20 protein-coding genes are annotated in these 12,228 nt (G+C 39.3%); all 20 read right to left on the reverse strand.

Annotation, left to right across the window (positions count from 1 at the left end; translation table 11 throughout):
• Positions 1-130: 130 nt before the first annotated feature.
• The 20 genes from tsf to rplX all read right to left on the reverse strand — a co-directional run bounded on the left by tsf (position 131) and on the right by rplX (position 12,174).
• Entirely contained in the window at positions 131-1,174 is a 1,044-nt protein-coding gene (gene tsf / locus SanJ4206_RS08770) for a translation elongation factor Ts (RefSeq protein ID WP_003026508.1), read from the reverse strand.
• An 81-nt stretch (positions 1,175-1,255) separates the two neighbouring features.
• The gene (gene rpsB / locus SanJ4206_RS08775; RefSeq protein WP_022525388.1) at positions 1,256-2,038 is read right to left on the reverse strand and encodes a 30S ribosomal protein S2; all 783 of its coding nucleotides are present in this window, start codon (positions 2,036-2,038) and stop codon (positions 1,256-1,258) included.
• Between the two features lie 234 nt (positions 2,039-2,272).
• Entirely contained in the window at positions 2,273-2,746 is a 474-nt protein-coding gene (locus tag SanJ4206_RS08785; RefSeq protein ID WP_022525389.1) for a sigma-70 RNA polymerase sigma factor region 4 domain-containing protein, read from the reverse strand.
• Positions 2,747-3,154: 408 nt separating this feature from the next.
• Positions 3,155-3,541: a 50S ribosomal protein L17 gene (rplQ, locus tag SanJ4206_RS08790; RefSeq protein ID WP_003026513.1), complete on the reverse strand. Its 387-nt coding sequence runs from the start codon at positions 3,539-3,541 to the stop codon at positions 3,155-3,157.
• A gap of 11 nt (positions 3,542-3,552) precedes the next feature.
• Positions 3,553-4,491, reverse strand: coding sequence for a DNA-directed RNA polymerase subunit alpha (locus tag SanJ4206_RS08795; protein WP_003029466.1), 939 nt, complete (start codon positions 4,489-4,491; stop codon positions 3,553-3,555).
• 44 nt (positions 4,492-4,535) lie between these two features.
• Complete coding sequence (gene rpsK / locus SanJ4206_RS08800) at positions 4,536-4,919, reverse strand: 30S ribosomal protein S11 (protein WP_001118385.1); 384 nt, start codon at positions 4,917-4,919, stop codon at positions 4,536-4,538.
• A gap of 19 nt (positions 4,920-4,938) precedes the next feature.
• Positions 4,939-5,304: a 30S ribosomal protein S13 gene (gene rpsM, locus SanJ4206_RS08805; protein WP_002262317.1), complete on the reverse strand. Its 366-nt coding sequence runs from the start codon at positions 5,302-5,304 to the stop codon at positions 4,939-4,941.
• A gap of 15 nt (positions 5,305-5,319) precedes the next feature.
• Positions 5,320-5,436 carry a 50S ribosomal protein L36 gene (gene rpmJ / locus SanJ4206_RS08810; RefSeq protein ID WP_001808836.1) on the reverse strand — a complete coding sequence of 39 codons (117 nt, stop codon included), beginning with the start codon at positions 5,434-5,436 and terminating at the stop codon, positions 5,320-5,322.
• A 24-nt stretch (positions 5,437-5,460) separates the two neighbouring features.
• Entirely contained in the window at positions 5,461-5,679 is a 219-nt protein-coding gene (gene infA / locus SanJ4206_RS08815; protein ID WP_001029883.1) for a translation initiation factor IF-1, read from the reverse strand.
• Positions 5,680-5,794: 115 nt separating this feature from the next.
• The gene (locus tag SanJ4206_RS08820) at positions 5,795-6,433 is read right to left on the reverse strand and encodes an adenylate kinase (RefSeq protein ID WP_003029467.1); all 639 of its coding nucleotides are present in this window, start codon (positions 6,431-6,433) and stop codon (positions 5,795-5,797) included.
• Positions 6,434-6,674: 241 nt separating this feature from the next.
• Entirely contained in the window at positions 6,675-7,982 is a 1,308-nt protein-coding gene (secY, locus tag SanJ4206_RS08825) for a preprotein translocase subunit SecY (RefSeq protein ID WP_003029469.1), read from the reverse strand.
• Between the two features lie 12 nt (positions 7,983-7,994).
• On the reverse strand, positions 7,995-8,435 hold the full coding sequence (gene rplO, locus SanJ4206_RS08830; RefSeq protein ID WP_003029470.1) for a 50S ribosomal protein L15: 441 nt from the start codon (positions 8,433-8,435) through the stop codon (positions 7,995-7,997).
• A 160-nt stretch (positions 8,436-8,595) separates the two neighbouring features.
• Entirely contained in the window at positions 8,596-8,778 is a 183-nt protein-coding gene (gene rpmD, locus SanJ4206_RS08835) for a 50S ribosomal protein L30 (RefSeq protein ID WP_003029471.1), read from the reverse strand.
• A gap of 14 nt (positions 8,779-8,792) precedes the next feature.
• A complete protein-coding gene (rpsE, locus tag SanJ4206_RS08840) occupies positions 8,793-9,287 on the reverse strand; it encodes a 30S ribosomal protein S5 (protein ID WP_003029472.1) in 495 nt (164 codons plus the stop codon).
• Positions 9,288-9,305: 18 nt separating this feature from the next.
• Positions 9,306-9,662 (reverse strand): 50S ribosomal protein L18, encoded by a 357-nt coding sequence (rplR, locus tag SanJ4206_RS08845; RefSeq protein WP_003040651.1) that lies wholly within the window; start codon positions 9,660-9,662, stop codon positions 9,306-9,308.
• A gap of 81 nt (positions 9,663-9,743) precedes the next feature.
• Positions 9,744-10,280, reverse strand: coding sequence for a 50S ribosomal protein L6 (rplF, locus tag SanJ4206_RS08850; RefSeq protein WP_003029474.1), 537 nt, complete (start codon positions 10,278-10,280; stop codon positions 9,744-9,746).
• A gap of 239 nt (positions 10,281-10,519) precedes the next feature.
• Entirely contained in the window at positions 10,520-10,918 is a 399-nt protein-coding gene (gene rpsH / locus SanJ4206_RS08855; protein ID WP_003026535.1) for a 30S ribosomal protein S8, read from the reverse strand.
• A gap of 181 nt (positions 10,919-11,099) precedes the next feature.
• Positions 11,100-11,285 (reverse strand): type Z 30S ribosomal protein S14, encoded by a 186-nt coding sequence (locus SanJ4206_RS08860; protein ID WP_001085699.1) that lies wholly within the window; start codon positions 11,283-11,285, stop codon positions 11,100-11,102.
• A 17-nt stretch (positions 11,286-11,302) separates the two neighbouring features.
• A complete protein-coding gene (rplE, locus tag SanJ4206_RS08865) occupies positions 11,303-11,845 on the reverse strand; it encodes a 50S ribosomal protein L5 (RefSeq protein WP_003040778.1) in 543 nt (180 codons plus the stop codon).
• A gap of 23 nt (positions 11,846-11,868) precedes the next feature.
• Positions 11,869-12,174 (reverse strand): 50S ribosomal protein L24, encoded by a 306-nt coding sequence (gene rplX, locus SanJ4206_RS08870; RefSeq protein WP_003040618.1) that lies wholly within the window; start codon positions 12,172-12,174, stop codon positions 11,869-11,871.
• Positions 12,175-12,228: the final 54 nt, after the last annotated feature.

The raw sequence follows: 12,228 nt of genomic DNA on the forward strand, positions 1-12,228 counted from the left end.
CCTCATACGAATCACCATTAAAAGCAACAAAGCTTTGGAAAGATTCATATGAGACTTCTTATAAATACCACAAAACAGGGAAAAGCAGGAATCCTATCTCATGTTATTTTATATGTTTGTTTTTTTATTCTTAGTTTTGTCCAAGTGCAGCAGCCATAGTTGCAGCTACTTCTGATTCAAAATCGTTGGCAGCTTTTTCAATACCGTCACCTACTTCAAAACGAGTGAAGCTTGCAATTGTCACACCTTGACTTTCAAGGAATGCTTCAACAGTCTTGCTGTCGTCCATGATGTAAACTTGCGCAAGTAATGTGTAAGCTTGGTCAACTTTTGTATTATCTAACATAAAGCGATCCATTTTACCAGGAATAATTTTGTCCCAGATTTTTTCTGGCTTGCCTTCAGCCGCAAGACCAGCTTTGATGTCTTCTTCAGCTTGTGCAATCACTTCATCCGTCAATTGAAGTTTAGAACCAAATTTGTAGTGTGGAAGCGCTGGTTTACCAACCATTGCACGACTTTCGTTGTCTTGATCAATTTTGTGGTTCATTTGAGCCAATTCATCATGGATAAATTCTTCGCTCAATTCTTTGTATGAAAGAACAGAAGGCTTCATAGCTGCAACATGCATTGCCACGTGTTTTGCAAGATCTTCGTCACTGCCTGAAAGAACTGTGATAACGCCGATACGTCCACCATTGTGTTGGTAAGCTCCAAATACTTGATCATCTGCTTTTTCAACAACTGCAAAACGACGGAATGAGATTTTTTCTCCGATGGTAGCAGTTGCACTAACATAAGCAGCTTCAAGTGTTTCACCTGAAGGCATTGTCAAAGCAAGTGCTTCTTCATTGTTTGCTGGTTTGCCTTCTGCGATTACTTTAGCTGTTTCGTTTACCAATTCAACGAATTGAGCATTTTTTGCTACAAAGTCTGTTTCTGAGTTCACTTCAACGATAGCGGCAACATTGCCGTTTACATAGACACCCGTCAATCCTTCAGCAGCAACACGGTCTGCTTTTTTAGCAGCTTTTGCCATACCTTTTTCACGAAGCAATTCAATTGCTTTTTCGATATCGCCATCTACTTCTACAAGTGCTTTTTTAGCGTCCATGACACCAGCACCAGATTTTTCGCGCAATTCTTTTACAAGCTTAGCTGTAATTTCTGCCATTTTGATCCTCCAATTAAGATATTACGATTTTATTAATAAAAAGGGGAGGGCTAGGCCCCGCCCCATAGGTTCGTTACTTGATTATTCGTTTGAGCCTTCGACAACTTCAACGATTTCTTCGATAGAATCTGCTTGTGAATCAGCTGCAGCTAATTCTGCTTCTACTGATTCAACGTTGTCTTCTCCTTGACGGCCTTCGATAATCGCATCAGCCATTTTCGCAGTGATTAACTTAACAGCACGAATAGCATCATCGTTAGCTGGGATAATCACATCAATGTCATCTGGATCTGTATTTGTATCCACCATCGCTACAACTGGAATACCTAATTTCTTAGCTTCTTTAACAGCGATTTGTTCTTTATGTGGATCCACAACATACATCACATCTGGAATACGTGGCATTTCTTCGATACCACCCAAGAATTTTTCAAGACGAGCGCGTTGTTTGTTAAGAAGAGCGACTTCCTTTTTAGGAAGAACATCAAAAATTCCGTCTTCTTCCATACGTTTGATTTCTTTCAAACGAGCAACACGTTTTTGAATCGTTTCCCAGTTTGTAAGTGTTCCACCCAACCAACGGTGGTTGATGTAGTATTGACCAGCACGTTCTGCTTCTTCTTTTACAGCATCAGCAGCTTGTTTTTTTGTACCAACAAACAAGATAACTGCATCATTAGCAGCTGCGTCACGCATAAAGTCGTATGCTTGATCTGCAAATTTTACAGTTTGTTGCAAGTCGATAACGTGGATACCGTTACGTTCTGTGAAGATATACTTCGACATCTTAGGGTTCCAGCGACGAGTTTGGTGACCAAAGTGTACACCAGCCTCAAGAAGTTGTTTCATTGAAATTACTGCCATGAGTAATGTCTCCTTTTTTTGTTTTTTCCTCTCCCAGATTTCAACTCGCAAGACCACCCGTAGGCAACGGCTTCACAATTCATCTGAAATGAGTATTTGCCGATTACACGACATCTACTATCATATCAAAATTTCTTCCATTTTACAAGAGAATTTCTGTTTTTTCATGCCAAATGCACGAAGAAAATCATTCGAAATTTATAACCTTTGAAAAGGGGAAAGTTCTGACTTATCTTAATCGCTATAGTCCTTTAAGTAGACCCTTAATTCTCGAATCATAGCTTGGCGGCCTTTGAACCGTTCATCAGCTAGTAAGCGCTCGTACTGCTCTTGTTTCTCTAGGCTCAGTTGAGCTTGATAGCTCTTTAGCTGGTCTCGGAGAATCACCAATTCATCCAAATACAGTTCTTTTAGACTGAGCTTGTGACCAATCTCGCTCACTTCTTCATAAGCTTGACGGTCCAGTTTGCGTTTTTGGCTTTCCTGTTTACGGAGGATGTCCAGGATATGATTGCGGAACTTGGTCTTATAGTAAACATAGAGCTGACTTTCTGACTCTACCAGCTGCGGATAGCGACTCACCAACTGATAGAGTACTAACATGCCCTCTTGGTCCCAATCGCTTAATTCCCACAGGTGAACATAATAATCCCGACGGCACTTTAATACACTCCCCCTTACCTTCCCATACAACTCCTTGAACTCCATTTCCTTCTCCTTCCTTGCTCTTACCTTTTAAGGATAGCATGAAGGAGAAACCTTTTGTTTTCTGGTAGCTATTCTACTCTTTTTGGTTTCTATTTCGTACTTCTTAATACACCTATCTATCTCTTCAGGTACTTTTACATACTTTTCAGCAGATAAAGTTAAAACTAGTAGCTGTGATAAATTCAGCATGATAATTCTATAAGTTCTGTAGTGAGTCATCGATTATGAAATTCTAAAAAACGCCTGCTTACGAAATTGTTTTTTTGTAAAAGCAATTTCGTAAACAAGCGTCTACGTTTCTTATCATAAGATGAGTGTTCCCGCTAGGAAAAATCCTAGCGGTAGACCAGAGCTAGACTAAGAGTAACATTACTCCATCATCATAACACTCAACAAAATTGATAAAAATTATACTAATTCAATGATTGCCATTGGAGCAGCATCACCACGACGTGGTTCAGTTTTAAGGATACGAGTATATCCACCGTTACGTTCTGCATAACGAGGAGCTAAATCAGAGAATAATTTTTGAAGAGCAGTAGTTGAAGTATACTTTTCTGTTTCTTCATCATAGTTTTCTGATGCAATTTCGTTACGAACAAAAGCTGCTGCTTGACGACGAGCATGCAAATCACCACGTTTACCCAAAGTAATCATTTTTTCAACTGTTTTACGGATTTCTTTAGCACGAGCTTCTGTTGTCACAATTGATTCGTTGATAATCAAGTCAGTGGTTAAGTCGCGAAGCATTGCTTTACGTTGTGAGCTAGTGCGTCCTAGTTTACGGTAAGCCATGTTTTCCTCCTTTATTTATCGTTTTTTAATCCAAGACCGAGATCAGCAAGTTTTACTTTCACTTCTTCAAGACTCTTACGTCCTAGATTTCTTACTTTCATCATTTCAGGTTCGGTTTTTTCTGTCAAATCAAATACAGTATTGATACCAGCACGTTTCAAACAGTTGTACGAACGAACTGACAAATCTAATTCTTCAATTGTACGATCCAACACACGGTCATCTGAAACTTTTTCTGTTTCTTTCATTACATCAGTAGATTTTGCTACTTCAGTTAAGTTAGTAAACAGGTCTAAATGTTCCGTTAAAATGCGCGCAGAAAGACCTAGAGCATCTTCTGGAATAATCGTCCCATCTGTCATGATTTCAAGAGTTAATTTATCAAAACCATCATTGCTACCAACGCGAGCTGGTTCCACTTGATAATTAACTTTTTTAACCGGCGTATAGATTGAATCTACCGCAAGTGTTCCTACTGGTGCATCATCTTTTTTATTTTCATCAGCTGGTACATAACCACGACCTGTATTTACAGTCATAATAGCTTTTAAGCTAGCACCTTCACCAATTGTAAAGAGATAATGATCAGGGTTTACAATTTCAATATCACTATCTGTCAAAATATCACCAGCAGTGATTTCTGCAGGACCTTCAACATCAAGCTCAATTGTCTTTTCGTCTTCGACGTAAGATTTTACAGCAATCCCTTTGACGTTCAAAATAATCTGCATCACGTCTTCACGGACACCTGGAACTGTATCAAATTCGTGTAATACACCTTCAATATTGATAGATGTTACAGCAGCACCTGGTAGAGATGCAAGAAGTACACGACGAAGTGAGTTCCCAAGCGTTGTACCATAACCACGTTCTAGTGGTTCTACTACAAATATGCCGTAGTTTTTATTTTCATCAATTTTTGTTATATTTGGTTTTTCAAACTCAATCATTTAGTTACTCCCTCTTAAACGAAAAGCAGTGTAATGGTTTATGATTATACACGGCGACGTTTTGGAGGACGAGCACCATTGTGTGGCACAGGAGTCACATCACGAATAGCTGTTACTTCAAGACCAGCGGCAGCAAGCGCACGAATAGCTGACTCACGACCAGAACCTGGACCTTTAACAGTAACTTCAACTGATTTAAGACCGTGTTCTTGTGCAGACTTTGCAGCAGCTTCAGATGCCATTTGGGCAGCAAATGGTGTAGATTTACGAGAACCTTTAAATCCAAGAGCTCCAGCAGATGACCAAGCAATTGCGTTACCATGCACATCAGTAATCATAACAATAGTGTTGTTAAATGTAGCGTGAATATGAGCAATACCAGATTCGATATTTTTCTTTACACGACGTTTACGTGTTGGTTTAGCCAAGACTTTTTACCTCCTTATATTATTTTTTCTTACCAGCAATCGCAACAGCTTTACCTTTACGAGTGCGAGCGTTGTTCTTAGTGTTTTGTCCACGTACAGGAAGTCCACGACGATGACGGATTCCACGATATGAACCGATTTCCATCAAACGTTTGATGTTTAAGTTTACTTCACGACGAAGGTCACCTTCAACTTTGATGGCATCCACTTCACGACGGATAGCGTCTTCTTGATCAGATGTTAAATCTTTCACACGAATATCTTCTGAAACTCCAGCAGCTGCTAAAATTTTCTTAGATGTTGGAAGACCAATACCGTATACATAAGTCAGTGAAACAACTACACGTTTGTCATTTGGAATATCAACTCCAGCAATACGAGCCATTTTTTCTCCTTTCTATTATCCTTGACGTTGTTTGTGTTTTGGATTTGCTGGGCAAATCACCATAACACGACCATTACGACGAATAACTTTGCAGTATTCGCAAATTGGTTTGACCGATGGTCTTACTTTCATTTCTTATCCCTCCAAGTATTTCGATTATTTAAAGCGGTAAGTGATCCGTCCACGTGTCAAATCATAAGGACTCATCTCGACAGTAACACGGTCTCCCGCTAAAATACGAATATAGTTTTTACGAATTTTACCAGAAACTGTTGCTAAAATCTGATGTCCATTTTCAAGTTCAACCGTAAACATTGCATTCGGCATTGTATCAACTACTTTGCCTTCAACTTCAATCACATCGTCTTTTGCCACGCAAAAGCACCCCCTAAATTTCGATTCATTCCTCTGAGCACAGAGGTAACAATTATAAGTCAGACTAATTTATTGTATCACTACTTGTCAAATATTGCAAGTGTAAAAAACGCTTTTATTTTAACTTTAACAAGACTTTTTCAATGTCTTTAAATACATCATCAATCTCTTGATTTCCTTGAATATCATAAACCAAGCTTTGAGAACGATAGTGCTCAATAATTGGTGCTCCTTGAGCGATATTGACATCTAAACGGCGTTTCACGGTTTCTGGTTTATCATCCTCACGTTGGTAATAATCCTCTTCATTATAATCTGCTGGTGGATTGAAGACTTTATGAAAAGTTTCTCCCGTTTTTTTGTGAATAATCCGTCCGCTCAAGCGCTCTAGCAAGCTGTTAGGATCCACTTCGATATTGACAACCCCATCCAAAGCAAGACCAAGTTCAGCAAGTGTCTGATCCAGTGCGTGAGCTTGCTCAATGGTGCGTGGGTAGCCATCTAATAAAAAGCCTTTTTCTTTAATATCATCTTGTGCTAAACGTTCTTTGACAATTCCATTGGTCACTTCATCTGGCACTAATTCACCTTTGTCAATATATGATTTCGCAAGCACACCCATTTCAGTTTGGTTTGCCATGGCTGCACGGAACATATCCCCTGTTGAGATATGCGCAACACCAAATTCCTCCACGATTTTGGTCGCTTGAGTCCCCTTGCCTGCACCTGGCAAGCCCATAATCAAAAGATTCATGATCCTTCTCCTTTTTTGTTTTTAAATAAATCTATTACAAATTCTTAGTAAACTTGTTTAAAAACAAAATAGAAAGAGTGGGACAGACTTCAGAAAATCTATGATTTTCGATTTGCTCTCCCACCCCGCAACATAGTTGATTTAGGATGAAAACAAAAGCTCATTTTCATCATCAACCACTGCGTTCGTACTTTAACGCAAATTGCTTTTAAAGTATAGAATATCTTTCTTTACTCTGTTTCTATTCTGTTGTATTCATAAAGCCAGTATATTTTCTCTTCAGAAGGTAACCTTCAAGCTGTTTCATTCCTTCAATACCAGTTGCAATAATAATCAGCAAACTAGTACCACCTAAAGCAACAGCATCTGTCAATCCAAACAAATCTTTTGCTAAAATCGGTAAAATCGAAATAAAGCCTAAGAAAAGTGAACCAACTGTCGCCAGGCGACGAAGCAGCTTAGACATATACTCTTCTGTTCCTTTACCAGGACGTACACCATGAATATAAGCACCACTCTTTTGCAAATTCTCTGCAGTTTTCTCTGGATTGATTTGTACAAATGTATAGAAAAATGTAAACAAAATAATCAAGAGTGCGTACATCACAATTCCGCTTGCGGTTGTTGTTGCAAACAAGGACTGGGCCACTCGAACCCACTGTGCATTATGACCTGTAGCTGTCAAGAATTGGAAAATAGCTGCGGGTGCGGCAGTAATTGAACTTGCAAAGATAACCGGAATAACACCTGCTGGATTGACCTTCAAAGGAAGGTATGAGCTAGAAGGCGCACCTTGCGCAATCTTTGTATACTGGATTGGAATTTTGTATTCTGCTTGTTGAACGAAGGTTGTAAAGTAAACAATGAGTAAAACAGCTATAATCAGAATAGTCACAAAAATGATAGATGAAGTAATACGGCTGCTTGGTACATTGACAAAGTAGTCTACATATATACTCTTAATCATTCCTGGAATTGCTGCTACGATACCTGCAAAGATAATCATAGAAACGCCATTACCATAGCCTTTATCCGTGATTTGTTCCCCTAACCAAGTCACAATCATAGAACCTGTTGTCAAAAGGAATCCAATCAGCAAATAAGTTTGCCAGTTAGGTGTTGCCACCAACTTAGCACTAGACAAGGTATGGAAACCTGCTGTAATACCGATAGATTGAACAAACGCCAAGACTAAGGCAATATAGCGCGTTGCTTGATTTAACTTTCTTCGTCCAACTTCACCTTGCTTGCCCCATTCTACAAACTTAGGTAAAATATCCATTTGTAGCAATTGAACAACAATAGAGGCGGTAATATACGGACTAACTCCTAATGCAAATACTGAGAAATTCCGCAAAGCATTACCTGACACAAGGCTGAGCATGTTTAGAAATGAAAGCCCATTAAGAGCTTCCAAGCTTTTTGCATTAACACCTGGAACAGTAATCGTCGTACCAATTCGAAATACTAATACAATAAAAATTGTAAAGAGAATTTTTGAACGAACCTGTTTGATTTTTAATGCTTCTTTTAATAGTTTAAAAAACATAGGTCACCTCGCTTAGATGACTTCCACTGAACCACCTTTAGCAGTGATAGCTTCTTCGGCTGATTTAGAGAATTTAGCTGCTTTCACAGTCAATTTCTTTGTCAATTCGCCGTTACCAAGAATCTTAACACCAGATTTTTCAGCTTTTACAATCCCTGCTTCGATAAGGACAACTGGAGTTACTTCTGCCCCGTCTTCAAAAATATTCAATTGATCAAGATTTACAATTGCATATTCTTTACGATTGATATTCAAGAAACCGCGTTTTGGCATACGACGGAACAATGGTGTTTGTCCACCTTCAAAACCAAGACGAACTTTACCACCACTACGAGCTTTTTGACCTTTTTGACCACGTCCAGCTGTTTTACCATTACCAGATGAAGTACCACGTCCAACACGGTTGCGGACTTTACGAGAACCTGTAGCAGGTTGTAATTCATGAAGTTTCATTATATTTTTTCTCCTCTTTTGTAAAATGCTAGCGCTTATACTGAGAAAAAGGTGTCCTCAGTATAAACTCGCCTATACATATATTTAGTTTAAGGGGCTGAGAAAATCCTCTCATCCCCTAGTTTATTTCAATTTAAAGTTTTGTTAGCAAAATGATTGCTTACTTAACTTCTTCAACAGTTACCAAGTGTGATACTGCTGTAATCATACCACGAACAGCAGCATTATCTTCTTTGATAACTGAGCTATTTAATTTGCCAAGTCCAAGTGCTACAACAGTTTTACGTTGTGACGGAATGCGTCCGATTGGAGACTTTGTCAAAGTGATTTTAATTTGAGCCATGTGAATCTCCTTTCTTATGCTAAGTCAGAAACTGAAATACCACGAAGGGCAGCAACTTCTTCAGCGCGTTTTAATTGTTTTAAACCTTCAACAGTTGCGCGAACGATGTTGATTGGAGTGTTAGAACCAAGTGATTTAGATGTTACATCTGCTACACCTGCCAATTCAATGACGGCACGAACAGCACCACCAGCAGCTACTCCAGCACCTTCTACAGCTGGTTTCAACAAGACACGAGCTCCACCAAATTCAGATGTTACTTCGTGAGGAATTGTTGTACCAACCATTGGTACCTCAATTAGGTTTTTCTTTGCATCTTCAACGGCTTTGCGAATTGCTTCTGGTACTTCTTGAGCTTTACCAGTACCAAAGCCAACACGACCATTACGGTCACCAACAACTACAAGAGCTGCAAAACGAAGACGACGTCCACCTTTAACAACTTTTGTAACACGGTTAATCGCAACCACGCGTTCTTCAAGTTCAACTGCATTGTCTTTAAATGCCATTTTTTAGTGTCCTCCCTATTAGAATTTCAATCCGTTTTCACGAGCTGCATCAGCCAAAGCTTTTACACGTCCGTGATATAGATATCCACCGCGGTCAAACACCACTTCAGAAATACCTTTAGCAACTGCACGTTCAGCAACGAGTTTTCCAACAACAACGGCTTGTTCAGTCTTAGTTCCTTTTGAAACTTCTTTGTCAAGAGTTGAAGCGCTTGCGAGCGTTACACCCGCTACGTCATCAATTACTTGAGCGTAGATGCCTGTATTAGAACGAAAAACGTTCAAACGTGGGCGATCAGCAGTTCCAGAGAGTTTTCCGCGAACGCGACGATGGCGTTTTTGGCGGACTTTGTTTTTATCTGGTTTCGAAATCACAATTTTCACCTCTTAATTTTATTGTGTGCCTAAGCACAAAATTGGAAATAATTATTTCGGTTGAAGAACAACCGTTTAACATTATTTACCTGTTTTACCTTCTTTACGGCGAACGAATTCACCAACGTAGCGGATACCTTTCCCTTTATATGGTTCAGGAGCACGCAAGCTACGGATATAAGCAGCAGTTTGTCCAACTACTTCTTTTGAGATTCCGTTCACAACAATAGTCGTTGGATTTGGAAGTTCAAAAGTAATACCTTCAGGAGCTTCCACTTCATCTGGATGAGATTTACCAACTGAAAGTACCAATTTTTTACCTTGAAGTTGAGCACGGTATCCAACCCCACGCATTTCAAGTTCTTTCTTGAATCCTTCTGATACACCATGAACCATGTTGTTCAAAAGAGCACGAGTTGTTCCGTGGATTGTTTTCATTTCTTTTGTATCGTTTGGACGGTGAAGAGTTACTTCAGTTCCTTCCACACGAATATCAATATCTTTAGAGAACGTACGAGTGAGTTCTCCTTTAGGTCCTTTTACAGTTACTACATTGTCTTTGTTTGTCAATTCGACACCAGCAGGCAATACAATAACTTTATTACCAATACGTGACATGTTATTCTTTCTCCTGTTAAATTGTCAGGTCGTCCAAGGACGGCCAGTTTTCACGGGGGAACTATCACAGTTTGTATGATAGTTCTAACGTTTTATTCAAATATATCATTCAAATCAGTTTTGCCAATCTGAACACGAGCTACGGCCTGTGTGAAAAAGATAAATCTATCTTGAATGCGGACATTCATCGCTAGATTTCCTATTTTCACTTTGTCCGTCACGCTCTTTGTATCATGCAATTACCAAACGTAGGCGATTACTTCCCCACCAACATTCTTTTGGCGTGCTTCTTTGTCAGTCAACAAGCCTTCAGATGTTGAGATAATCGCAATTCCAAGTCCATTCAAGACTTTTGGAAGATCTTCACATTTTTTGTAAACACGAAGTCCTGGTGTTGAAACACGTTTCAAACCAGTGATAACTTTTTCACCGTTTTGACCGTATTTAAGGAATACACGAATAACGCCTTGTTTATCATCTTCAATGTACTCAACGTTCTTCACAAAACCTTCGCGTTTAAGGATTTCAGCAATCCCTTTTTTGATATTTGATGCAGGTACTTCTAGCACTTCATGTTTTGCTTGATTCGCATTACGAATACGTGTCAAAAAGTCTGCAATTGGGTCAGTCATAACCATTTTATTTTTCTCCTCTTACTAGTAGTTTGATAATTCACTTGCTAGTTAATGATTGAGCTAGGCTCATAAGTTTTGTTTATAGATTTCATTTCTTAGATAAGTCTAGGCATTCGCTCGTAGGCATAACTTGAGTTAAGTAAGAGCGAATAACAACGACTCATGACGAAAATGGAAGCTATAATTACCAAGAAGCTTTGGTAACGCCCGGAATTTGTCCTTTGTATGCTAACTCGCGGAAGCAAACACGGCAAAGTTTAAACTTGCGGTAAACTGAATGTGGACGGCCACAACGTTCGCAACGAGTGTAAGCTTGCGTAGAGAACTTCGCAGGGCGTTTGTTCTTAGCAATCATTGATTTTTTAGCCAATTTATTTACCTCCTAGATTATTTTGCAAAAGGCATTCCAAGGCCTGTAAGCAATTCACGTGATTCTTCATCCGTGTTAGCAGTTGTTACAATAACAATGTCAAGACCGCGAGTCTTGTCAACATCATCAAAGTTGATTTCTGGGAAAATCAATTGTTCTTTCACACCAAGTGTGTAGTTTCCGCGTCCATCAAATGATTTTGTTGGAACACCGTGGAAGTCACGAACACGTGGAAGTGATACAGTAACTAATTTATCCAAGAATTCATACATGCGTTCACCACGAAGAGTTACCTTAGCACCGATCGCTACACCTTCACGAAGACGGAAGCCGGCGATAGATTTTTTAGCTTTAGTGATAAGTGGTTTTTGACCTGAGATAAGAGCAAGCTCTTCAGCAGCTTTTTCAAGATTTTTAGCATTTGAAACAGCGTCACCAACACCCATGTTCAAAACGATTTTATCCACTTTTGGCACAGCCATAACAGATGAGTAGTTAAACTTTTCAGTCAAAGCAGGAACTACTTCTTTAAGATATTTTTCTTTTAAACGATTAGCCATTATACTTCTCCTTTCCTTCGTGATTAGTCAAGCACTTCGCCTGATTTTTTATTGTAACGAACTTTTTTGCCATCTACAAACTTGTAGCCAACACGTCCTGCAACACCATTTTTGTCCAACACTTGAACATTAGACACATGGATTGGTGCTTCTTTTTCTACGATAGCACCTTGAGGGTTTTCGTTATTAGGTTTTTGGTGTTTCCTGATGATATTTACACCTTCAACAACAACTTTATTTACTTTTGGAAGTGCGGCAACGACTTTGGCTTCAACACCTTTGTCTTTACCAGCAATCACGCGAACTTTGTCGCCAGTTTTTACAAACATTGGTTTCTCCTTTGATTTCTTACGCCCTGAAGGGCACCCTATCTGTCGAAGATA

This window comes from Streptococcus anginosus (assembly GCF_001697145.1).
GTDB lineage: Bacteria > Bacillota > Bacilli > Lactobacillales > Streptococcaceae > Streptococcus > Streptococcus hominis.